Genomic DNA, 22,122 nt, shown 5'->3' on the forward strand with positions numbered 1-22,122 from the left:
CGCCAGCCGTTTTGGTCGGAACCTGTGCCGGTGCCCTCCGTACCTCAACGCCCCCGGTACTTCGGGTCCCGCCGCTCCACGAAACTCGCGACCCCCTCGTTCGCGTCCGCCGTCGTCATGTTGATCTCCTGCGCCGCCGCCTCCGCGGCGAAGGCGGCCGCGCGGTCGCTGTCCAGCGACGCGTTGACCAGCTGTTTCGTGAGAGCGAGCGCGCGGGTCGGCCCGGTGGCCAGCCGCTCGGCCCACTCGCGCGCGGTCTTCTCCAACTCCTCAGGCGGCACAACCCTGTTGACGAGGCCGAGCCGCTCCGCGTCCGCCGCCGTCAGCGCGTCGCCGAAGAACATCAGCTCCTTGGCGCGCTGCGGGCCGATCAGCCGGGGGAGGAGGTACGCGCCGCCGCCGTCCGGGACCAGGCCCCGGCGTACGAACACCTCGATGAACTTGGCCGAATCCGCCGCGAGTACGAGGTCGCACGCGAACGCGAGGTGCGCGCCGATCCCGGCCGCCGTGCCGTTCACCGCCGCGATCACCGGCTTCTCGCAGTCGAGGACGGCGGAGACGAGCCGCTGGGCGCCGAGCCGGATCGTACGGGCGACGTCGCCGGGCACCCTTTCTCCGGCCGGCGGGCCCCCGCGCAGATCCGCGCCCGCACAGAAGCCGCGGCCCGTCCCCGTGATCACGACGGCCCGTACGTCCGGGTCGGCGGAGGCCTCCGCGAGCAGCGCGATCATGCGTTCCCGCTGGTCCCAGGTGAGGGCGTTCATCGCCTCGGGCCGGTTGAGGGTGATCCGGGCGACCGCGTTGTCAGTGGCGTGAAGTATCAATGAGTCGAGGGACTTTTCGGGAGATACATGGGGAGAGTCGGACATGGGGGTACTCCGTTTCGTACGAGGAGTGGTGGGCCCTTTCGTACGAGGAGTGCTGGGCTTTTTCGTACGAGGAGCAGTGGCTCTCCTGCGAGGAACAACGGTTTCCGTACGAGGAGCCGTGGGCCTCCGGAGCGGGAGGCGAGGCCGCTCAGCGGCACATCACCAGCGCGTCCAACGCCACCGCCCCCTGCCCCCGCGGCAGCACCATCAGCGGATTGATGTCCAGCTCCGAGATGTCGTCCCCGAGTTCGAGCGCCATGCGCTGGACGCGGATGACGACCTCCACCAGCGCGTCGATATCGACGGGCGGAGCCCCGCGGACCCCGTCGAGAAGCGCCCGCCCGCGCAGCTCCGCGAGCATGGCGCGGGCCTGGTCGTCACCGAAGGGCGGCACGCGGACGGCCGTGTCCCGGAGCACCTCGACGAGGACGCCGCCGAGGCCGACGGTCACGGTCGGTCCGAAGAGCTCGTCGTGCGTGACGCCGACGACCATCTCGACGCCCCGTTCGACCATCTGGCACACGAGCACCCCGTCGAGCGAGATCCCCTCGTAGCGCGCGATGTCGGTCAGCTCGCGATAGGCGTCGCGGACCTGGCTGGCGGAGGTCAGGGGCAGCTTCACCAGGCCGAGTTCGGTCTTGTGGGCGATCTGCGCGCCGGAGGCCTTCATCACGAGGGGGTAGCCGATCAGGCTCGCCGCGCGCACGGCGGCCGCCGCGCTGGTCACCAACTGCTCGCGCGGCACCCGGATCCCGTACGCCCGCAGCAGCTGCTTCGCCGCGTGCTCGCTCAGCTGCTGCCCGGGCCGCATCAGCGCCTGCGCCTTGCGGAAGGAGGGCGAGGGGGTACGGGGCGCCTCGTCGAAGGGGGAGCGGTACGAGGCGGCGAACCGGTGGTGGTCCAGATAGGCGCGTACGGCGGTGATGCAGTTGGCGAAGGTACGGAAGGTGGCGACCCGGGACGACCCGAGCAGCGTCTCGCGGTAGGCGGCCTCCGTGCCGACGGGCGACCCCCACACCACGCAGACCAGCTTGTCCGTCTGCTCCGCCGCGTCCACCAGGTCCTGTGCCAGTTTGTCGCTCATCGGCGGGAAGGGCCCGGTGATGGGGCAGATCAGCACGCCGACGGACGGGTCGGCGAGGATCGCGTCGATGATTTTGCGGCCGCGCCAGTCGCCCACCGGGTGGCCGCCGTTGTCGACGGGGTTGGCGACGTTCAGGTACTCGGGTATCCACTCGTGCAGCTCGGCCTGCTTGTCGGCCGACAGCGTGGGCAGGGAGAGTCCGGCCCCGCTCGCCAGGTCCGCGAAGTGCGCACCCGTGCCGCCCGAGATCGAATACACGACGACGCCGTCGGCCTGCGGGGCGCGGGCGCGGGCCAACAGGGCCGCGGTGTCCTGGAGTTCGTCGAGCCCGTCGACGCGGATCACGCCGAACTGCCGCATCGCCGCGTCCACCACCGTGTCGGCGCCGGTCAGCTTGCCGGTGTGTGAGGCGGCCGTGCGGGCGCCGGTCTCGGTGCGGCCGACCTTGACCGCGACGACGGGTACGCCGCGCCGGGCGGCGCGGTCGGCGGCGAGCAGAAAGGAGCGGCCGTCCTTCAAGCCCTCGACGTAGCAGGCGATGGCACCGACCTCGGGCCGCTCGGAGAAGTAGGAGATGAAGTCGGCGGTCTCCAGGTCGGCCTCGTTGCCGGTGGGCGCCCAGTGGGAGAGCCGCACGCCCAGTTCCTGCATCGCGAACACAGGGCGGCCCTGGTGCCCGGACTGTGTGATGAGCGCGATCGCCGGACCGTCGAGGTCGTCCCGGAACTTCTCGAAGGCGTTGAGGTTGGTGTTGGGCCCGAGCAGCCGCAGCCCCGAGCCGGCGACGGCGGTGGCGAGCCGGGCCTGTGCGAGGGCGCCCTCGGCTCCGGTCTCGGCGAACCCGGAGGCGAAGGCGACCGCGAACTTCACCTTGGCCTCGGCCAGCTTCTCGATCACGGGAAGAGGGTCGCCGACCAGAAGCACGGCCAGGTCGACCTGTTCGGGCAGGTCCGAGATGGAAGGGAGACACGGGATGCCGAAGACGGACTGACGGGTGGGGTGCACCGGGTGCAGTCGCGCGCCGACCCGCTCGGCCCAGGCGATCAGCTGTCGCGTGATGCCGGTGTTCGGCCGCCCCTCGGCGTCCGAGGCGCCGATCACGGCCACGGACTCGGGACGGAAGAAACGGTCCAGATCGGGTACGCCCGCGTAGAGCGGACGGCCGCTGACGTCCAGGTCGTGGACCTCGGCCGGCCGGCCGTGCACGACGGGTGAGGGTTGCTCGCCGCAGGCGATGACCCGGGCCCGGCGGGAGTCGGTGGTGAGGGTGCCGTGGGTTGATCCAAGCATCGGTCCGCCCGCTCCTGTGTGACAGCCAATTAACTGACGCACTGTCAGATTACTTAACTGACGCCGTGTCAGGAACCGTTGTGCACGCAAAGACGTGTGGAGGACGCTTGGTTGTGGGTTCTCGGCGCTGGCGCCAGGTCCTCGGCAAAGGCGCCCGGCGCCCCCCCGCAGTCTCAGGTGTACCCGCGTGAGTCATGACCTGACCCCTCCGTCGTGTGGCAAACCTTCCGATGACGCAAGGGGAGATATTTGTCCCGTCAAGCATAGCGCTTGACGCGTCAAGTAAGTATGGTGATGCCTGTGCCCAGCGCCGAGCAGCCCGCTGCAACCTATGTCCGCACTGATTAGGCCCTCACCGATTAGGGCCGATGCCCGCACCGCCCGCTCGCAGCCGTCGCGTCGCGCAGGTTGCGCAGCCGCCTCCGTTCGGTGGTGACGATGACCAACCCCGATGTTCCCGTCCGCGTCTTCCGGTGTTACGCCACTCTCGGCGCTGTTCCCGGCGACCGGTGCGGGGTTTCCTGACGGTACGAGTCGGGGCTTCCGCTCTCACGGGCTCCACGATTGAAAGGCTATTGAGATGAGTCTGCCGTTTCATGACGACCAGGATCCGAATTATCTGAAGAGTGGAGCTCTGTACGTCCCCGCGGGAGAGGGGCCGAGTAAATGGTTCTCCGGGGATACGTACACGATCAAGGCGTCAAGTGAGACCACGAATGGTTCACTCGGACTCGTGGAAGCCACGGTTCCCCCGGGCAATGGACCGGTCGCTCATGTGCACACCAAGACTGACGAGGCGTTCTACGTCCTCAACGGAGAAGTGGAGATCCTGGACGGTGAACGAACGTTCACGGCCGGCACGGGCGACTTCGTTTTCGTCCCGCGAGGAACGCGGCATCGGTTCAAGAATACCGGCGTGCACGCTGCCAGGATTTTGTTTATGTTCACTCCGCCCGGCGAGGAACGCGTATTCATGTACGGCGACGAAGCACAGCCCGGTCAGTCACCGATCCGCTGGACGCTGGAGCGTTTCGCCACTCCGGAGATTCTGAAGTTCAACGAGGAATCCGGTGTCGTTATTCTCCCTGAAGCCGACTGAACCCCGGCGAGTGCGATTTCAAAGTTGTGGCGATCACGGATGTGTCCTGGCGCTCTGTCCACAGCTTTGCCGCGTGTGATCGTCGAGCGAAACAGATTCTCCAGTCGCGAGAGGAATGAACGCAATGGGAATAGATGCCAGGGGTCTGGCCGAGGGACTTTTCCAGATCCTCGTGGCGGGTGATCCGGCGCTGGCCGCCGACGTGGTGGGCGACGACTTCCACAACCGCGAAGCGGCCGTGTCGCCCCCGGCCTGTTCACTTCCCGGGCCTGCGGGGGTTCTCGCCTCGGGTGCGTGGATGCGGTCGGCCTTCAGTGACCTGCGCTTCCCCGTCGTCGGTATGACCGGCAACGACGACCAGGTCTGGGTGCGGCTGCGTATGCAGGGCCACCACACCGGCCCGTTCGTCCGCTTCCGCGACGGCGCCCTCGACCAGGCCATACCCCCCACGCGGCGCGAAATCGACTTCGAGCAGATTCACGTTCTCGACATCCGCGACGGCAGGGTGGTCCGACATGAAGCGGTGCGCGACGACATGACCATGCTGGGCCAGCTCGGCATCTTTCCTCCAGCACCGGCCACCGCGCTGAGCATGCTCGCCTGGCGGGTGTCCGGACGAGCCGCTCGCGCGGCCGCTCACGTCACGGCACAGGCGGCCGAAGCGGCCGCCCTGCTGCGGGGAAACCAGATCTGACTGGCCGATCTCGTCGAACCGGCGATTCCCCTCAGCCCGCAGATCGCCGGGTCGCAGACGTCCTTGCGGCGCCCGGTCTCCGGCGTCGTGCCCGGCCGGTCGATGCTGGTCGTGAACGTGGCGACCGGCCGACACCGCGGTCAAAGGCCAACGGGGGCAAGGGAATTCGGAAACAGTGGCCCTCAGAGCCTGTGTCACATCCCCGGCCGGGCGCCCGCCGCCTGGCACGCACGCTCGCCGCGTTGCCGAAAGGCCCTAGTAGCTCCGCTACGAGGACCTTCCGGCGCCTTGCGATCGCACGCACCAGACGACGTGCACTGATCCGGCCGGGGATGTGGCACAGGCTCTCAAGGCTCGGACGCCGACCGACATCCAGCGGGACCTCGCCCTCACCTCACAGGGTGTGAGCTCAGCCGGCGCGCAGCGGGGCCAACGCCTGACTCCATGCCACGACCTGGTCCAGCGTGGTGGTGAGTGAGTTGCGCTGGAAGTCGGTGGGCTTGAACACGCTGAAGTTCTCGAAGTCGGTGAACAGGGACAGGGCGACCTGGGCGCGCACGTCGGCCATCTGGAGTTCGCCGGCTATCAGGCGCAGGTGCTCCACGGCGCGGGTGCCGCCGGCCGAGCCGTAGCTGACGAACCCGACGGCCTTGTTGTTCCACTCCGCGTAGAGGAAGTCGATGGCGTTCTTCAGCGCACCGGAGGTGGAGTGGTTGTACTCCGGCGTCACCATGACGTAGCCGTCGAACGAGGCGATCTTCTTGGCCCAGCTCAGGGTGTGCGGCTGCGTGTACTGGCCCAGCGACGGCGGGTACGCCTCGTCGAGGTGGGGGAGCTTGTAGTCGAGCAGGTCGACGAGCTCGAACTCCGCGTCGGTGCGCTGTGCGGCGACCTCGTGCACCCACTGGGCGACGGCCGCCCCGTTGCGTCCGGGGCGGGTGCTGCCGAGGATGATCCCGATCTTGGTCATAGCGCTACGCCTTCCCATTGATCCATCCGTGAATATGCTTGTTCCGTCAAGTAATCACATAGCCCTTGATTCGTCAAACAAGTAAGATGGGGCGCATGCCGACCTCCGAGCAGCCACTGCAACCCATGAGTACGGACGAGGAAGCCCTCGTGCGCGAGCTCAGCCGGGTGATGATCGCCCTTCCTCGCGTGGTCGACGCCGACATGATGCGAGAGCAGCACATGCAACTCTCCGAGTACACGACACTGATGTTTCTGTCCGAGGCCCCGCACCGGCTGATGCGCATGAGCGAGCTCGCCGCCACCGGCACCCTCTCGCTGAGCGGGATGACCCGCATCGTCACCCGCTTGGAGAAGCAGGGGCTGGTCGAACGGGTCAGGTGCGCCGAGGACGCCCGAGGGTGGAACGCCGTCCTCACGGATGCGGGCCTCGCCCGGCTGGAACAGGCATGGCCCGCCCACCTGGCCAGCGTCCGGCGCCACATCCTCGACCACGTCGAGGGCGCCGATCTGACCCAACTCATCAGCGCACTGCGGCACTTCGCGACCTGACCCGCCTGGTGATGCGCGCCGGTGCGAGAACCCGAGGAGCACGACGATGACCGACCACTCGATCGACCGAACCGGTGACGGAGACATCACGCTCGGCCTTGACACGTTCGGTGACGTGACGAACGACGCCGACGGCGCACCCCTCACGCACGGCCAGACCATTCGCGGTCTGGTCGAGGAAGGTGTCCTCGCCGACCAGGTCGGCCTGGACCACTTCGCCATCGGCGAGCACCACACGGAGTCCATGCCGCTGTCGGCCGCCGACATCGTGCTCGCGGCCGTCGCGGCACGCACATCACGTATCCGCCTGGGCTCGGCGGTCACGGTGATCAGCTCCGACGACCCCGTCCGGGTCTTCCAGCGCTACGCCACCCTCGACGGCGTCTCCGGCGGTCGCGCCGAGGTGATCCTCGGCAGGGGATCGAGCACCGAGTCCTTCCCGATCTTCGGCTATGACCTGAACGACTACGAGGAGCTGTTCGAGGAGAAGCTCGGCCTCTTTGCCGAGTTGCTGCGGGAGAAGCCGGTCACCTGGTCGGGCAAGACCCGCGCGTCGCTCGACGGCCTCGCCATCTACCCGCGCAGCGAGTCGGGAGCGATCCCGACCTGGGTCGGCGTCGGCGGCAGCCCCCAGTCGGTCGTCCGAACAGCCCGGTACGGGTTCTCGCTGATGCTCGCGATCATCGGGGGCGACACGGGCCGGTTCGCGCCGTTCTCCCAGTTGTTCCAGCAGGCGTTGGAGAAGTTCGGACAGCCCCGGCGGCCCGTCGGCATTCATGCGCCCGGCCATGTCGCGGCCACGGACGAGCAGGCGCAGGAGGAATTCCTGCCCGCCTTCGAAGCCGTGATCCGTAGCGTGGCCGCGCAGCGCGGTTTCCGCACTCCCACCCGCGAGAGCCTCCTGCGCGACGTGGGCCCCGGCGGTGCGCTGCATGTCGGATCCCCCGAAACCGTGGCCCGCAAGATCGCGGCGACGCTCAAGGAACTCGGCGCTACGCGCTTCGACCTGAAGTACGGCATGAACGGAATGCGGCACGACGCGCTCATGACCAACATCGAGCTGTACGGCACCCAGGTGGCACCTCTGGTGCACGAGATGATGGGCTCCTGACGCCTCGGCGTTCATTGGCCCTGCGGCGCGGTCTGCCCCGAGTTCCACATAGTCGGCGCGGTCCGCACCCCGCACGCCGCGGATGGACTGGTACACAACCTGTCCGGACGCGTCCTCGCCGAGCGCACCGTGTCCTGACCGGTCGCGGACGTGGTGCCCGCCGGGCGCAGACTGCTCGGCGGGTACCACGTGGTTCGCCGCTTCACTGGCAGAGAGACACTCATGAGCAGACACTCATGAGCAGACGCTCATGAGTATCCGAGGCGGTCCGAAGTGCCCGTCAGAGCACCGCCAGGATCTCCTTCGCCACCCGCTCGCCGGAGCGGACGGCGCCGTCCATGTAGCCGTTCCAGTAGGTGGAGGTCTCGGTGCCGGCCCAGTGGATGCCGCCGGTGGGGCGGCGGAGGGCGGGGCCGTACTGGGTGAGGACGCCGGGCGGGGCGTAGGCGACCGGGCCGCCGCGGGAGAAGCCCTCGTTGTCCCAGCGCTGGAGTACGAAGGAGTTGGGGGACTTGGCCTTGTCGCCGAAGTAGGTGACGTAGTCCTTCAGTACGGCCGCCTTGACCTCGTCGGCCGGGACCGAGTCGAACGCGCGCATCTCGTCCGCCTCGATGAAGCCCATCAGGGCGCCGTAGGAGGCGTCCTGCGGTGAGTTGTCGAAGGTGGAGCGGACCGCGCCGGTGTCGCTGACGACCTGGCCGTTGAGGCCGTCGGCGCGCCAGAACGGGGTGTCGTACACGGCGACGGCCTTGCCGACCGACCCCATCGGCATCCGCTGGCTGAGCTGGTCACGGTCGGCGGGCAGCAGCGGATCGTACGAGATGCGCGAGGCCAGCGGCGGCGGCAGGGCAACGACGACGCGGCGGGCGCTGACGGTCACTCCGTCCGCCGTCACCGTGTACCGGCCGCCGGAGAGGGTGATGGAGCGGACGGGCGCGTTCAGGACCACACGGTCCCCGAGGGTGGCGGCGAGCTTCACCGGGACCTGGTGCGAGCCGCCGACGAAGCGGGTCTCCTGGGCGCCGTTCGCGGTCTCGGTGAGGCGTTCCAGGGTGCCGGGGTTCGAGGCGTTGCCCGCGGAGGCGATGTAGAAGAGGACGTAGAGGAGGGAGAGTTCGCGGGGTTTGGCGGAGAAGAGGGAGGTGCAGGCGACGTCCAGGAGGAACTTGGCCGAGGGGATGATGGCGTTGGCCTTCAGCCAGGTCTCGAAGGTCTGCTGGTCCCACTCGACGGCCTTCTCGGCGGTCCAGGGTGCGTCGACGGGCACCTTCGTGGCCATGTCGTCGAGCATGGCCTGCAGGGCCGCGGCGTTGGCGAGCCCGGCCAGGTCGACGGGCGGGACCGAGCCGAGGAGGCCGTCGGTGGCGTACGGGGTGCGCTTGCCGTCCTTGTAGAGCACGTTCTTGCCGGTGTTGTACGTGGCGAAGGTCGCCACGCCCAGGTCGTCGGCGAGGGCCTTGATGCGGTCCTGGGTGGGGCCGATGAACTCGCCGCCGCCCTCGGTGACACCGCCGTTCGCCAGTTTCAGGTTGACGACCCGGCCGCCGACGCGGTCACGGGCCTCCAGGACGACGACCGTCTTGCCCGCCGCCACCAGGTCGCGGGCGGCGGTGAGTCCGGCGAGCCCGCCGCCGACGACGGCGACGTCGGCTTCGCGGGTGGCGGCGGACGCGGTGCCGGCGGCCGCGCCGGTGAGGGCGACGCCGGTCGCGGCGGCACCGCCGAGCAGGGAGCGCCGGGAGAGCTGTCTTTCACGGGCCACGTTCATCCTCCGTCGAATGCGCGAGGTGGATGGAGCTGGAAAGTGAGCAGGGCTCGCATTCTGGCCCCCGTGGCTGGATCGGTACAGCACTCTCGCCCCATCTGACGCACCAGTAACACCCCTGGTACATCAGGAAGTTGAGAGTCCCTACGTCAGGGAGGTGATCGGGTCAGCGTGCGGACGAGGACGGTTTCCGGGTCGGGGCATGGCGGGCGACGGCCTTCGCGATCTTCTCCGCGTCGATCGACATTTCGCGGAACATCCCGGAGATGGGGTTGGTGTAACCGCTGAAATAGAGGCCTGGTGCGTTCCTCGGGGTGCGGGCGCCGTGGACGACCGGGCGGCCGCGCTCGTCGAGTACGCCGAGGTGGCCGACGAGGCCCTCCAGTGCGCGCTGGTAACCGGTTGCGGCGATCACCACGTCCGGTCCGATCCGGTCCCCGTCGGCGAGGGCGACCTTGCCGTCCTCGAAGCCGTCCACCGCGGCCACGATCTCGACCCGGCCCTTGCGGACGGCGTCGATGAGGCCGACGTCCTGGACGGGGATGGAGCCCTCGTTGACGCGTGAGTAGAGGCCGGTGTCGGGGCGGGGGAGCCCCTTCTCGGACAGGTCCGGGACGCTGAGCTTGGCCATCGGTCCGGCGAGGCGGTCGACGAGGCCGACCGGCAGCCGCCGTACGGCGATGCCCGTGAACTGGGCGGCCCACCCTGCCGTCGAGCGGCGCACGATGTGCGGCGCGGTGCGGACGGACAGCCGCACGCGGGAGGCGCCGCCCTCGATCAGGTCCACGGCGATCTCGGCGCCCGTGTTGCCGATGCCGACGACGAGGACGTCGCGGCCGGTGTAGGGGGCGGGGTTGCGGTAGTCGCCGGCGTGCAGGAGCTCGCCGGTGTAGCTGTCGCGGCCGGGCCAGTCGGGGATGTGGGGCGTGTGGTTGTAGCCGGTGGCGACGACCACCGCGCTGCCCGTCAGCTCGCGTCCGCCGGTGGCGTGCAGCAGCCAGCCGTCGCCGCCCGGGGCGGGTTCGATGCGCGAGACCTCGACGCCCGTCACGATCTCCAGCTGGTGGAACTCGGCGTACTTCTCGAGGTAGCGCACCACGTTGTCCCGCGACACCCACCGCCCGAACGCGCGCGGCATCGTCAGCCCCGGCAGCGAGGACAGCCGCCGGGTGGTGTGCAGGTGCAGCCGGTCGTAGTGGCGCCGCCAGGATGCCCCGACGCGCTCGGACTTCTCCAGCACGACGGCGCGTACGCCCTGCGCGCGCAGCGCGTACGCCGCGGCGAGTCCGCCGGGGCCGCCGCCGATGACGTACACGGGGCGGTCTTCGTGGGACGGCACCGGGTGGGGCGTCGAGGAAGCAGTGGAGTCGGCCATGAGCGCGAGCGTAATCACGTGGTCACTTGATAGGTCTCGGTCAAGCCCGGAATCGGTTGCGAACTGATCACGGCTGTAGGAGGAGTGGGTGGGGCTGGTGGCGTAGGTCACCTGGTTGTGCATGGAGCGTGGAGGGAGGCGCTCGTGCCGGAGTGCGCGCGTGGGGGCGTACGCCTCTTGCGCGGGCGCTCCCGGGTGCGCTGAACTGACGTACCGTCAGAAATCGAGGGGAGCGTGGGCGTTCGTGGACACGATCTGGCTCAGCGGGGCGGAGTGGCCGGCCGTACTCCGTATCGGGCCGCCCGATCCCGATCCCGGGCCGCTCGGGACGGCGGGGCGGACACGGCCGGTGGACGAGGCGATCGGGCTGTTCTCGTGAGTGACGCGCGCTTCGATCTGCCCGAGGTGGACGCCTTCACGCGGCCGTACTGGGACGCGGCGGCGGAGGGCCGGCTGCTGGTCCGGCGCTGCGGAGGATGCGGGCGGGCCCACCACTACCCCCGGGAGTTCTGCCCGCACTGCTGGAGCGAGACCGTGGAGTGGGAGCGGGCGAGCGGCCGCGCCACGCTCTACACCTGGTCCGTCGTCCACCGCAACGACCTCCCGCCGTTCGGCGAGCGCGTCCCGTACGTCGCCGCCGTCGTCGACCTCGCGGAGGGGCCGCGCATGATGACCGAGGTCGTGGAGTGCGCGGAGGGGGCGCTGCGGGTGGGGATGGAGCTTGAGGTGACGTTCCGGGGGGCGGGGGGTGTGTGCGTGCCGGTGTTCCGGCCCCGTGCGTGACCGAGTGGTCGACGGTTGCGCCCCGAGTGGGAGTCGTACGCGCCGAGGGGCTTCAATGGACTGATGGCCGACGTCCACGAGCATTACGTCATCCAGCCTTTCCCCGAGCAGCACGGGCACGGGCTTCGGCTGCGTTCCTGGAACGCGGAGTCCGACGTCGATGCGGCGGCGTGGCTGCGTGGGCTGTCCGACCCGGAGTTCCAGCGGTGGAACACGCCGCTGAGGATGATCCGGGACATCGACGGTGCCCGTGAGTCGCTCCGCGCGCGTGCGGAGGCTGCGGTGGACGGGAGCGGGGTGTCCTTCTGCGTCACGGACGCGGACACCGGCGAGCTGCTCGGCCACATCGGCGTCAACGAGATCGACCACGTCATGGGCTGCGCCCGCGTCGGCTACTGGGTCCTCCCCGAGGCCCGCGGCCGCCAGGTGGCCACCCGCTCCCTGCTCCTCGCCACCCGCTTCGCCTTCACCGACCTCGGCCTGCACCGCCTGGAACTGGGCCACGCCCTCGGCCACGACGCGTCCTGCCACGTCGCCGAGCGCTGCGGATTCCGGTACGAGGGGACGCTGCGGGGCGCGATGTTCGAGGCGGGGCGACATGACGCGTTCCGCGATGTGCATCTGCATGGGCGGATCGCGGCGGATGCGGAGCCGGTCGTTCCGTAGCGACCGTGGCTACGCCGGTGCCGCAACCGCCGAGGTCGGCCGTGCCGCGCTCGCCTCCGGCGCCGACGAGGTGCTGCTCTTCACCGACCTTGCCAACCCGACCAGCAACGGCCTGTATCAGCGGATCGGTTACCGGCCGGTGGCGGACTTCGCGACGTACGAGTTCACGGCCACAGCAGCTCCGTGACCCAAGCCCCGTTCACGCGACGGTAGTTGAGGCGTACGTGGCGTCTGTGGGCGTCTCCCTGGAAGAACTCCGCCTCGTCCGGGCGGAGGTGGTAGAGGGTCCAGGTGGGGACGGGGGTGGCGGGTTCGCGCTCGGCCTGTGACCAGGCCGCGGCCGAGCGGCGCTCCAACTCCTCCTGCGACGGCAGGACTTCGCTCTGGTGGCCGACGAGGGCGGCGGCCAGCGCGCCGGTGGAGCGGGCGTGCAGGTCCGCCTGGCCCGCCTCGGCCGGGGCGACGGTGACAGGTCCGCGGAGGCGGATCTGGCGTCCCTGCGCAGGCCAGTAGAAGCCGAGGGCGGCGTAGGGGCGGGCCGCCAGCTGCCGGCCCTTGCGGCTCGTCGCGTGGGACGCGAAGGACCAGCCCTCGGCGTCCGCCCCGTGCAGCATCACCGTACGGACGTCCGGCAGCCCGTCCTCGCCCGCCGTGGCGAGGGACACCGTGTGCGGCTCGGTCTGGCCCGCCGCCACCGCCTCCGCGAACCACCGCTCGAACAGCGGCAGCGGCTCGTCGGGTGCCGCGCCCGGATCGAAGGGGGGCAGCTCGGTGTCCCAGACCCGCTGGGACCGGAGCAGGCGTACGAACTCGGAGGATGCGTCGGCACTCATGCCCTGATTGTCACGTGCGACCCGCGTGCCCCGCTCACACCCCTACTCACCGAGATGCTCACTGAGAGGTCTCACAGCGAGCCGAGGTCGGAGGAGACCCAGCGCTCGGGGCGCATGCGGACGACCACCTGTGCGCCGTGTTCCTTCCAGGCGGAGTCGACGTAGGCATCGACCTTGTCGGCCGGGAGGTAGCGGGCCGAGATCTCATGGAGCTGCTCGCGGGTGGCGGGGGCCGTGCCGACGACCGGCCCCTCGACCGACACGTACCGGATGGTGGGTTCCAGCCGGTCGACCATGAGGGAGAACCGGCCCGCCGCCTCGATCAGCTCGTTCTTGCGGGAGTCGAGCGCGGTCATGATCCAGACGGTGCCGTCCGGCTCGTACTGGTACCAGATCGGCACGGTCAGCGGGGCCCTACCCGCCCCCGCGTCGACCGCGAACGCGGCGACGTGCGGCTCGGCGAGAAAGGCTTCGCGCTCCTTGCGGGGCAGGGCCATGTCGGTCTCCTCCAGGCTGCGCACAGTGGATGACGGATGTCCGGGTCAGCGTGCTCTGCACCACTTCGTATTCCGGAATCGATGGGTGCCCGACGGAGTTGGCTTGTAACAGGAACTTCTGGGGTGACCCCCGGCCCATGGTGGGGCTAGCTCCACCACTGGTTCGGGAGCCCGCCTCCTCGTGCTGAGGAGCGGGTCACGACATCGTTGAACCCAGTTGATCCCAGCCGAAACCCAGCTGGTCCCAGAGGTTCATCGCCCGGAAGGAATCCCCCATGACAGCGCTGCTCCTGTCGAAGCCGGAGACGGCGTTCGCGGCGCGGGGTTCCCAGCCGACGAAGGAGACCGACCCGATCGGCGTACGCCGGCTTCCGGTGACCCCGGTGACCCAGGCGGTTCCGGTGACCCCAGTGCCCTCACAGACCCCGGTGACCCCGGCAGCTCCCGCACGACCGGGACCGCTCGCCTCCTTCGCCCGGTTCGTCCTGTTCGGCGGCGGTGTCGGGGTCCTCTCCAGCGCCGCCGTGGCGGGGCTCGCCGGGGTGCTGCCCTGGGCCCTGGCGAACGCGGTGATCACTGTCGCCTCGACCCTCCTCTGCACGGAGTTGCACGCACGCTTCACCTTCGGGGCCGGGCGGCATGCGGAATGGCGCCAGCACTGGCAGTCCGCGGGATCGGCCGCGGCCGCCTACGCGGTGACCTCCGTGGCGATACTCGTACTGCACCTGGTGCAGGCCTCGCCCGGGCTGCTGACGGAGCAGATCGTCTACCTCAGCGCCTCCGGGCTCGCCGGAATCGGGCGCTTCCTGGTGCTGCGCCTGTTCGTCTTCGCGAGCGGCCGGAACCGGATCAACGGGATCGACCGGATCGACCGGACCGACCGGATCGACCGGACCGACCGGACCGACCGGACCGACCGGACCGACCGGATCAACCGGATCGAGGAGCCGGGCCGGACTCACCCCCGCCCCAGCACCACCGTCCCCGAAGAGCAGAACCAGCCGCCGGTCCCGGAGGCGACGGCCAGCTCCGGAAGGCGCCCGCCGGCCTTCCGTACCTGGCGTTCCCCGGCCTCTCCGCGCAACTGGCGTACGGCCTCCACCAGGAGGAACAGCCCCCGCATCCCGGGGTGTTGGGCCGACAGCCCGCCTCCGTCCGTGTTGACCGGCAGCTCCCCGCCCACCAGCAACCGGCCCTTCGCGGCGTCCACGAACGGGCCCCCCTCGCCCTTCTCGCAGAAGCCGAGGTCCTCCAGCGTCACGAGCGTCATGTACGTGAAGGCGTCGTAGATCTCGGCCAGGTCGATCTCGTCCGGGCGGACCCCGGCGCGGGAGAAGGCGAGGCGGCCGCTCTCCGCCGCCGGGGAGACGGTGAAGTCCGCCCACTCGGACATGGTGGTGTGCGAGACGTGCTCGCCGGTGCCGAGGACCCAGACGGGAGCGGTACGGCAGTCCCGTACGTACTCCTCGGCCGCCAGCAGGACCGCCGCGCCGCCGTCGGAGCGGATACAGCAGTGGAGCTTGGTGAAGGGGTCGGCGATCATCGGGCCCGACAGGACCTCGTCGACGGTGACCGGGGTGCGGAACATCGCTTCCGGGTTCGCCGCCGCGTTCGCGCGGGCCTGCACGGCGACCGAGGCGAGCTGCTCCAGCGTCGTGCCGTATTCGTGCATGTGGCGGCGCGCGGCCATCGCGTACTTGGCGATGAGGGTGTGGCCGTACGGGACCTCGAACTGGAGGGGGCCCCGGGCGCCGAAGGACAGGTTGCCGGTGCGGCGGCCCGCCTTGACGTCGGCGCGGGCGGTGGAGCCGTAGACCAGCAGGACGACGTTCGCGTGGCCGGCCGCGATCGCGTCGGCCGCGTGGGCGGCCATGACCTCCCAGGTGGAGCCGCCGACGGAGGTGGAGTCCACCCAGGTGGGGCGCAGTCCCAGGTACTCGGCCACCTCGATGGGCGCCAGCGTGCCGAGTCCCGCCGACGCGAAACCGTCGACCACCTCGCGTCCGAGCCCCGAGTCGGCCAGCGCGCGGCGGGCGGCCTGGGCGTGCAGGGCGTACGGGGTCGCCTCCTCGACGCGGCCGCAGTCGGAGAGGGAAACGCCGACGACGGCGACCTTGCGTCTGCCCTCACCGGAAGTCCTTGGAGTTCCTGGCGTCATAAATCTGACGGTACATCAGACAATGTGGGCGGGGGAGGTCGTCGCGGGCCTGTGCATCTGGCTGCCGCAGTCCTAACATGACGCTCCGTCAGATCCGGAGGAGCCCCCCATGGATGCCCGCTTCACCGCCGAACAGGAAGAGATCCGCCGCACCTTGCGGGAGTTGCTGCTCAAGCGCTGTGGTCCGGAGGACCTGCGGGCGGCTGTGCTGACGCCCGCCGGGTACGACCCCGCGCTCTGGGAGGCGCTCGCGCGACAGCTCGGGCTGCCCGGGCTCGCCCTCCCCGAGGTGTACGGCGGTGTCGGCTGCTCGGTGACCGAACTCGCCCTCGCCTGTGAGGAGTCGGGGCGCTCGCTGGCCCCCTCTCCGCTCCTGGCCACGGCCGTACTCGGGGTCCCGCTGGTGCTGGCCCTGGGCGCCGAGGCCCAGCGCGCCGAGCTGCTGCCCCGCCTCGCCTCCGGCGAGCTGACCGCCGCTCTCGCCGTGCCGGGCGCTGTGCTCGCGACGGCGCTCGGGCTGGTGGGCGACAACAGCGGCGACTGGGCAGGCGGCGGCCGTGCGGGTGGCGTACAGGCGCGGCAGGTCGATGGTGTGTGGCGCCTCTATGGGCAGGCGGCACAGGTGCTCGACGGACATAGTGCGGGGCTCCTTGTGGTGGCTGCGCACACAGGAGGGTTCGCACGGTCGCGGACACTGCTGTATCTCGTACGGGACGGGAGTGCGGGGCTCGTACGGGTGCGGCAGACCTCCCTGGACGAGACGCGGCCCCAGGCGCGGATCGAACTTCGTGATGTGGAGGCCGAGTTGCTCGGTGACGAGGACGCCGATGTGGCCGGCGCGCTCGCCGGCGTAGGGGACATGGCTGCCGCCGTGCTCGCCGCCGAGGCCGTGGGCGCCGCCGACCGGGCACTGGAGAGGACGGTCGAGTACGTGCGGCAGCGGGAGCAGTTCGGGCGGGCGATCGGGTCGTTCCAGGCGGTGAAGCACCGGCTGGCGGATGTGTATGTGGAGGTGCAGGCGGCGCGGTCGGCGGCGTACTACGCGGCTTGGGCTGCCGCCACCGCCACCGCCACCGCCACCGCCACCGCCACCGCCACCGCCACCGGCACCGGTGGTGAGCGGGTCGGCGGGCTCGCGCTCGCGCAGGCCCTGGAAGCGTTGCGCCGCGCGGCAGGGGAGGGGATCCAGCTGCACGGCGGCATCGGGTTCACCTGGGAACACGACGCCCACCTGTACTTCAAGCGCGCGGCGGGCGATGAGTCGCTCTTCGGGCCGGTGCATCGGCTACGGGGGTACGCCGCCGAAGTGGCACGCCTGTTCGACCGTAAGGGTGATGGCAGTCGCGCGGAGGTGACCGTCTGATGGCCGCACGCAGGGTTCCAGGGGTTCGGCTGGTGCAGAAGGTCTCCTCGACCCCGATGTTCGCGCGGATTGCTCCGCATCTCATCCCCGCGCTTGACCGTGTGGTGCACCGGCTTACCCGCGGCAAGGTGCTGCTCAGCGCGCAGATGTTGCCGGGGATCATCCTCACCGTGCGTGGCGCCAGGAGCGGGGTGGAGCGGCGTACGCCGTTGGCGTGTATGCCCGAGGACTCCGGAGGCGCCGGAACCACCCAAAGCGCCGGTCCGGTGAGCTGGATCCTCATCGGCTCCAACTTCGGGCGGCAGGATCACCCTGCCTGGACCGCCAATCTCCGTGCGCATCCGGACGCCGAGATCAGCTGGAAGGGCGAGGACATCGCCGTAACCGCCCATCTCCTCGACGGGGATGAGCGGGCCGCGGCGTGGAAGGCGGCGGTGGCGTTCTGGCCGCCGTACGTCACGTATCAGGAGCGGGTCGACCGGGAGATCCGGCTGTTCCGGATCGTACGGCGCTGAACTGATCCCTGTCGGACCCACAGCGCAGCAGGCGGCAGTCCACCTCGGTGGACTGCCGCCTGCATGACAGGAGGTCCTGAAAGAAAGGGGAACGTACTACTTCGTCGGCTTCTTGCCGGTCACACCAAGGTGTACCAACAGCGCAAGATTCGGCTTGAGTTCAGCCTGCTTGACGCCCCACGACTGGAAGCCCTTCTGGTGCGAGGCCACCGCCGCGAGCATGGCGACGAGGGAACCGGCCATCGCCGCCGGGTTCACGTCCTTGTCGACCTTGCCCTTGGACTGGAGTTCGGTGACCGTGTCCGTAAGGGAGTTGTTCACGGAGTTGAGGATCTTCATGCGGATCTTGTAGAACCGCTTGTCGCCCTCGGCGGCGCCCAGATCGACGACCCTGAGGATCGCGTCGTTGCGTCGCCAGAACTCCAGGAAGCCGTCGACGAGTTCCTGTGCGGTCTGCCAGCCGGCCTTGCCGACCCAGGAACGCCCGTCGAGCAGTTGGGTCAACTCGGCGCCCTCCGCGGCCATTTGCTCGGCGATCTCCAGGACGGCGCCTTCGACGTCCGGGAAGTACTGGTAGAAGGTCGCGGGTGAAGTGCCCGCCTTACGGGCGACATCAATGACTTTGACGTCACGGTAGGGCGAGGAGCTGAGCATCTCGCTGAGGCAGTCCAGCAGCTTCTGCCGGGTCGCCTGCCCACGCCGCCCGGCCACGCGGCCGTCGACGGTACGCACTTGTCCTGTCATGCCGTCAGCTTACCGAGGGGTGATCGGAGCGCGATTCGGCCGACTGCAAATGGGGTGCGGCTGCTCATCACAGGGGTCGGTGTGCCTGTTCACACAGGGTGCGGGTGGCTGTTCACGCGGGGGTGCGTGTGCCCGTGCACAAAGGGGTGCGCATGCTCTGCGGGATGCGTGCAGGCCCGTTAGCTTGGCCGCATGGCCGAATCCGCCGCTTTGCCCGAGGGCCCCGCCGTTTTCTCCGAAGGCGTCCCCTGCTGGGTCGACGCGCAGCTCCCCGACGTTGCGGCGGGCAAGCGCTTCTACGGCGAGCTGTTCGGGTGGACCTTCGAAGGCGGGCATCACCCGGACGAACCCGGGGCCCGGGCAGTGGGGGCCGTGCGGGCGCACCGTGACGGTGTGCCCGTCGCCGCCCTCGTACCCAAGCGGGACGGCCGGATGCCCACCGTATGGACCGTGTACTTCGCGACGCCGGACGCCACCGCGCTCGCCGCCCGGATCACGGCGGAGGGCGGCCAGGTGATCACCGCGCCGATGCCGGTGCGCGACTTCGGCACGAGGGCCCTCGCGGCCGATCCGGAGGGCGCCGTGTTCGGCCTCTGGCAGGCCGACACCCACCCCGGCTTCGGCAAACGGCACGAGCCGGGCACCTTCTGCTGGGCCGAGCTGTACGCCCGGGACATGGCGGCCGTCGACCAGTTCTACGGCACCCTCTTCCTGGAGGCGCTCTTCGGCGCCGACGCCTCCCCCGACTTCGGCCGGGCCCCGGTGACCGACGTCTTCCCGGCCGAGATGCCGCCCCACTTCCTCGTCCACTTCGGCGTGGAGGACTGCGACGCCGTACTCGGGACGGTGAACCGGCTCGGCGGCCGTGTCCAGGTGACACCCTTCGACACGTCGTACGGGCGGGTGGCGGTGGTCACGGACAATCAGGGGGCGTCGTTCGCCGTACTTCAGCGGTCCTAGCCGTGGCGCGGCGGTTGTAATAGACGTGGTGCATCGGCTGTGAGCGGGTCCTGACCGGGTCCTGACCGGGCCATGAGCGGGCGGTGCCCGAAACGTGCGGTCATTTTGCCCCAAGACACCCCGATCCGCCCCCGGGTTCGCAACCATCGGCTCGGACAGGAAGAATCGGGGTGCGTGCCGCCATGGCGGTGCGGTGGTGAGACGCTGCACGGGGCCGCGTTCATACGTGGATGACGTGGCCCGTACGGGGAGGTGGCAGGCAAGTGGTGGATCAGCTGACGCAGCACGATCCGCGTCGGATCGGGCCGTTCGAGGTGCTGGGGCGGCTGGGTGCCGGCGGCATGGGGCTGGTCTATCTCGCGCGCTCGGCTTCCGGCCGGCGCGTGGCGATCAAGACGGTCAGGACGGAGCTCGCCGAGGACCAGCTGTTCCGGGTGCGCTTCTCGCGTGAGGTCGAGGCGGCCCGGGCCGTGTCCGGCTTCTACACGGCGGCCGTGGTCGACGCCGACGCGCGCGCGGCCGTCCCGTGGCTGGCCACCGCGTACGTGCCCGCGCCCTCACTGGAAGAAATAGTGAATGAGTGCGGGCCGATGCCGGCCCAGGCGGTGCGCTGGCTCGCGGCGGGCGTGGCGGAGGCGCTGCAGTCCATCCACGGCGCGGGGCTCGTCCACCGCGACCTGAAGCCCTCGAACGTCCTCGTCGTCGAGGACGGACCGCGAGTGATCGACTTCGGTATCGCGTCCGGCGTCTCGAACACCCGTCTGACCATGACGAACGTCGCCGTCGGTACGCCCGCGTACATGTCGCCCGAGCAGGCGAAGGACTCGCGCAGCGTGACCGGCGCGAGCGACGTCTTCTCGCTCGGTTCGATGCTCGTCTTCGCCGCCACCGGCCACGCCCCCTTCCACGGCGCGAACCCCGTCGAGACGGTCTTCATGCTGCTCAGGGAGGGCCCGGACCTCGAAGGCCTGCCCGCCGAACTGCGCCCCCTCATCGAGTCCTGTATGCAGATGGAGGCGACCGGCCGCCCCAACCCCGCCGACCTCCAGGCCCAGCTGGCACCCCACCTCTTCGGCTCCGGATCCGACGACAGCGGTACGGCGTCGGCGTGGCTGCCCGAGCGCGCGGTGAGCCTGATCGAGGCGCGCCGCGGAGGCCGGCCGCCCGCGAAGCCGTCGCCGTCCGGCGGCCGCAGCGGGGGGCGCGGAGTCGTCCCACCCCCGCCCTCGCACGCCCCCGTGCCCGTCGGGGCGCCCGACACGGGCCCCGTGCGCCTCGCGGGCGCCCAGGTGCCCATCGGCCCAGGTCCGCGCGTTGCCGACGCCCGCGCCGCCGCCGTCAAGGCACCCCCTCCGGAGGCGGGCCTCGCCGCGTCCTGGTCCCGGCCGCGCACCGGCGTGAACGGCGCGGACCCCGCGCCCGTCGCCGCGCCCCCCGCGCCGGACTCCCCGGCCGGCTGGCGGCCGTGGCGCTTCCGTATGTCGAACGACGTATGGGGTACGCCCGCAGTCGCCGACGACCTCGTCTACGTCACCTCCTTCGAGGTGCACGCCCTCGACGTCGCGACCGGCCGGCGCCGTTTCAAGACGCGTGACGTGGCCTGGTCCATGTCGGTGGCGGACGGCCGGATCCACGCCTCCGACGGCCCCACCCTCTTCGCCCTGAACGCCCGTGAGGGCGGTGACCTGTGGCGTCTGTCGACCGACGCCTGGGTGTACTCCCTCAAGGCCGACCGGGGCACCGTCGTCACCGGCACGCGCGGCGGCGGCGTACAGGCCTGGGAGGCCGCCAACGGCCACAAGCTGTGGGAGATCTCCGGCGCCCAGACCGACTTCGAGTCCCCGGAGGCCGGGCCCGCCGTCCACGACGGCACCGTGTACGTCTGGCAGGACGCCCGGCTGCGTGCCCTGGAGGCCCGTACCGGCGAGGAGCGCTGGTCCTATCCGATCGGTGACGCGGCCTCCTGCGGGGGTGTGCCGGTGCGGATCGCGTCTGCGCCCGACGGGTACGTGTACGTCTCCGCGGGCACCCGGGTCCTCGCCATCGACGTGGCGAACGGGCACGTCCGCTGGCACTTCGAGGCCCCCGCGGTCTTCCTCTGCCCGCCCGCCTTCGCGCCCGGCCCCGCCGTCACCGGCGGTGGCGTCTACCTCGCCGACTACCTCGGCACCGTGTACGCCCTCGACGCCACCGACGGTCGCGACCGCTGGCGTATCGCGACCGAGTCCCGTGCCTCGATCGAGCCGGTCCTCGTCGCCGCCGGTCACGTCCACGTCGGCAGCGGCAAGGGTCTCTACACCCTCGACGCCGTCACCGGCACCCCCAAGTGGCGCTTCCAGGCGGGCGGCGACCTCGTGGGCGCCCCGGCCGTCGCCGAGGGGCGCATCCACTTCGGCTCCACCGACCATCTGCTGTACACGCTGAAGGCGGACGACGGGCGTCTGCGGTGGAAGCTGGCCACCGGCGGTGAGATCACCGGAGCTCCGGTGGTGAAGGACGGCGTCGTGTACGCGTGCAGCAAGGACCGGTGCGTGTACGCACTGGACGCGGAGAAGGGGACGGGGACGGCCCGGACGGTGTAGGGGTTTGTTCGCCCCCTCCGCCCCTACCCGTCCCTTGCTCCTGGGGGCTCCGCCCCCAGACCCCCGATCGCCCGAAGGGCTCGTCCTCAAACGCCGGACGGGCTGAAAACCTCTATCCCCGGCCGGGGAGATATTCAGCCCCTCCGGCGTTTGAGGAGCGGGGGTTTGGGGGCGGAGCCCCCAAGGGACGGGAATGGGTAGGGGCGGAGGGGG

The 22,122-nt window shown here is 70.3% G+C and carries 21 protein-coding genes and 1 pseudogene; 12 read left to right on the forward strand and 10 right to left on the reverse strand.

Annotation, left to right across the window (positions count from 1 at the left end; all coding sequences use genetic code 11):
- Nucleotides 1-44 precede the first annotated feature (44 nt).
- Both OG246_RS11840 and OG246_RS11845 read right to left on the reverse strand, forming a co-directional pair.
- Nucleotides 45-869, reverse strand: coding sequence for an enoyl-CoA hydratase/isomerase family protein (locus OG246_RS11840; RefSeq protein WP_266459796.1), 825 nt, complete (start codon nucleotides 867-869; stop codon nucleotides 45-47).
- 148 nt (nucleotides 870-1,017) lie between these two features.
- Complete coding sequence (locus tag OG246_RS11845; RefSeq protein ID WP_266459799.1) at nucleotides 1,018-3,243, reverse strand: acetate--CoA ligase family protein; 2,226 nt, start codon at nucleotides 3,241-3,243, stop codon at nucleotides 1,018-1,020.
- A gap of 580 nt (nucleotides 3,244-3,823) precedes the next feature.
- Here OG246_RS11845 and OG246_RS11850 point away from each other — a divergent pair.
- The gene (locus OG246_RS11850; RefSeq protein WP_266459802.1) at nucleotides 3,824-4,342 is read left to right on the forward strand and encodes a cupin domain-containing protein; all 519 of its coding nucleotides are present in this window, start codon (nucleotides 3,824-3,826) and stop codon (nucleotides 4,340-4,342) included.
- 124 nt (nucleotides 4,343-4,466) lie between these two features.
- Entirely contained in the window at nucleotides 4,467-5,036 is a 570-nt protein-coding gene (locus tag OG246_RS11855) for an ester cyclase (RefSeq protein WP_266459805.1), read from the forward strand.
- Between the two features lie 409 nt (nucleotides 5,037-5,445).
- Here OG246_RS11855 and OG246_RS11860 read toward each other — a convergent pair whose 3' ends face one another.
- Nucleotides 5,446-6,006 (reverse strand): NADPH-dependent FMN reductase, encoded by a 561-nt coding sequence (locus OG246_RS11860; RefSeq protein ID WP_266459808.1) that lies wholly within the window; start codon nucleotides 6,004-6,006, stop codon nucleotides 5,446-5,448.
- A gap of 95 nt (nucleotides 6,007-6,101) precedes the next feature.
- Between OG246_RS11860 and OG246_RS11865 the strand changes: the two genes are divergently transcribed.
- Both OG246_RS11865 and OG246_RS11870 read left to right on the forward strand, forming a co-directional pair.
- Complete coding sequence (locus OG246_RS11865; protein WP_266459811.1) at nucleotides 6,102-6,557, forward strand: MarR family winged helix-turn-helix transcriptional regulator; 456 nt, start codon at nucleotides 6,102-6,104, stop codon at nucleotides 6,555-6,557.
- Nucleotides 6,558-6,603: 46 nt separating this feature from the next.
- Nucleotides 6,604-7,668 carry an LLM class flavin-dependent oxidoreductase gene (locus OG246_RS11870; protein WP_266459814.1) on the forward strand — a complete coding sequence of 355 codons (1,065 nt, stop codon included), beginning with the start codon at nucleotides 6,604-6,606 and terminating at the stop codon, nucleotides 7,666-7,668.
- Nucleotides 7,669-7,948: 280 nt separating this feature from the next.
- On the opposite strand, the gene OG246_RS11875 is transcribed toward OG246_RS11870, so the two are convergent.
- Nucleotides 7,949-9,430, reverse strand: coding sequence for an FAD-dependent oxidoreductase (locus OG246_RS11875; RefSeq protein ID WP_266459817.1), 1,482 nt, complete (start codon nucleotides 9,428-9,430; stop codon nucleotides 7,949-7,951).
- Nucleotides 9,431-9,599: 169 nt separating this feature from the next.
- Nucleotides 9,600-10,808, reverse strand: a complete 1,209-nt coding sequence (locus OG246_RS11880; protein ID WP_266459820.1) for an NAD(P)/FAD-dependent oxidoreductase — start codon at nucleotides 10,806-10,808, stop codon at nucleotides 9,600-9,602.
- Nucleotides 10,809-11,052: 244 nt separating this feature from the next.
- Between OG246_RS11880 and OG246_RS11885 the strand changes: the two genes are divergently transcribed.
- The 4 genes and pseudogenes from OG246_RS11885 to OG246_RS11900 form a co-directional block, all read left to right on the forward strand.
- Complete coding sequence (locus tag OG246_RS11885) at nucleotides 11,053-11,187, forward strand: hypothetical protein (RefSeq protein WP_266459823.1); 135 nt, start codon at nucleotides 11,053-11,055, stop codon at nucleotides 11,185-11,187.
- Nucleotides 11,184-11,591, forward strand: a complete 408-nt coding sequence (locus OG246_RS11890; protein WP_266459826.1) for a Zn-ribbon domain-containing OB-fold protein — start codon at nucleotides 11,184-11,186, stop codon at nucleotides 11,589-11,591. Before OG246_RS11885 ends, OG246_RS11890 begins: the two co-directional genes overlap by 4 nt.
- A gap of 63 nt (nucleotides 11,592-11,654) precedes the next feature.
- On the forward strand, nucleotides 11,655-12,257 hold the full coding sequence (locus OG246_RS11895) for a GNAT family N-acetyltransferase (protein ID WP_266459828.1): 603 nt from the start codon (nucleotides 11,655-11,657) through the stop codon (nucleotides 12,255-12,257).
- Nucleotides 12,258-12,261: 4 nt separating this feature from the next.
- Nucleotides 12,262-12,444 (forward strand): annotated as a pseudogene (locus tag OG246_RS11900) (GNAT family N-acetyltransferase); the annotation flags it as partial.
- Here OG246_RS11900 and OG246_RS11905 read toward each other — a convergent pair.
- The 4 genes from OG246_RS11905 to OG246_RS11925 form a co-directional block, all read right to left on the reverse strand.
- The gene (locus OG246_RS11905; RefSeq protein ID WP_266459831.1) at nucleotides 12,422-13,090 is read right to left on the reverse strand and encodes a pyridoxal 5'-phosphate synthase; all 669 of its coding nucleotides are present in this window, start codon (nucleotides 13,088-13,090) and stop codon (nucleotides 12,422-12,424) included. The pseudogene OG246_RS11900 and the gene OG246_RS11905 sit on opposite strands and share 23 nt — an antisense overlap.
- A gap of 71 nt (nucleotides 13,091-13,161) precedes the next feature.
- On the reverse strand, nucleotides 13,162-13,587 hold the full coding sequence (locus OG246_RS11910; protein WP_266459834.1) for a pyridoxamine 5'-phosphate oxidase family protein: 426 nt from the start codon (nucleotides 13,585-13,587) through the stop codon (nucleotides 13,162-13,164).
- A 196-nt stretch (nucleotides 13,588-13,783) separates the two neighbouring features.
- Nucleotides 13,784-14,164, reverse strand: coding sequence for a hypothetical protein (locus OG246_RS11915; RefSeq protein WP_266464386.1), 381 nt, complete (start codon nucleotides 14,162-14,164; stop codon nucleotides 13,784-13,786).
- Between the two features lie 381 nt (nucleotides 14,165-14,545).
- Nucleotides 14,546-15,745: an acetyl-CoA acetyltransferase gene (locus OG246_RS11925; protein ID WP_266459837.1), complete on the reverse strand. Its 1,200-nt coding sequence runs from the start codon at nucleotides 15,743-15,745 to the stop codon at nucleotides 14,546-14,548.
- Between the two features lie 109 nt (nucleotides 15,746-15,854).
- On the opposite strand from OG246_RS11925, the gene OG246_RS11930 reads away from it, so the two are divergent.
- Both OG246_RS11930 and OG246_RS11935 read left to right on the forward strand, forming a co-directional pair.
- Nucleotides 15,855-17,108, forward strand: coding sequence for an acyl-CoA dehydrogenase family protein (locus OG246_RS11930; protein ID WP_266459840.1), 1,254 nt, complete (start codon nucleotides 15,855-15,857; stop codon nucleotides 17,106-17,108).
- Complete coding sequence (locus OG246_RS11935) at nucleotides 17,108-17,623, forward strand: nitroreductase family deazaflavin-dependent oxidoreductase (protein ID WP_266459843.1); 516 nt, start codon at nucleotides 17,108-17,110, stop codon at nucleotides 17,621-17,623. Before OG246_RS11930 ends, OG246_RS11935 begins: the two co-directional genes overlap by 1 nt.
- Nucleotides 17,624-17,719: 96 nt before the next feature.
- On the opposite strand, the gene OG246_RS11940 is transcribed toward OG246_RS11935, so the two are convergent.
- Nucleotides 17,720-18,367 (reverse strand): TetR family transcriptional regulator, encoded by a 648-nt coding sequence (locus OG246_RS11940; protein WP_266459846.1) that lies wholly within the window; start codon nucleotides 18,365-18,367, stop codon nucleotides 17,720-17,722.
- A 192-nt stretch (nucleotides 18,368-18,559) separates the two neighbouring features.
- Here OG246_RS11940 and OG246_RS11945 point away from each other — a divergent pair, with 192 nt between their 5' ends.
- Complete coding sequence (locus OG246_RS11945; RefSeq protein WP_266459849.1) at nucleotides 18,560-19,327, forward strand: VOC family protein; 768 nt, start codon at nucleotides 18,560-18,562, stop codon at nucleotides 19,325-19,327.
- 263 nt (nucleotides 19,328-19,590) lie between these two features.
- Nucleotides 19,591-21,909 (forward strand): PQQ-binding-like beta-propeller repeat protein, encoded by a 2,319-nt coding sequence (locus OG246_RS11950; protein ID WP_266459852.1) that lies wholly within the window; start codon nucleotides 19,591-19,593, stop codon nucleotides 21,907-21,909.
- Nucleotides 21,910-22,122: the final 213 nt, after the last annotated feature.

The sequence above is a fragment of the Streptomyces sp. NBC_00620 genome (assembly GCF_026341825.1).
In the GTDB taxonomy this organism is placed as follows: Bacteria; Actinomycetota; Actinomycetes; order Streptomycetales; family Streptomycetaceae; genus Streptomyces.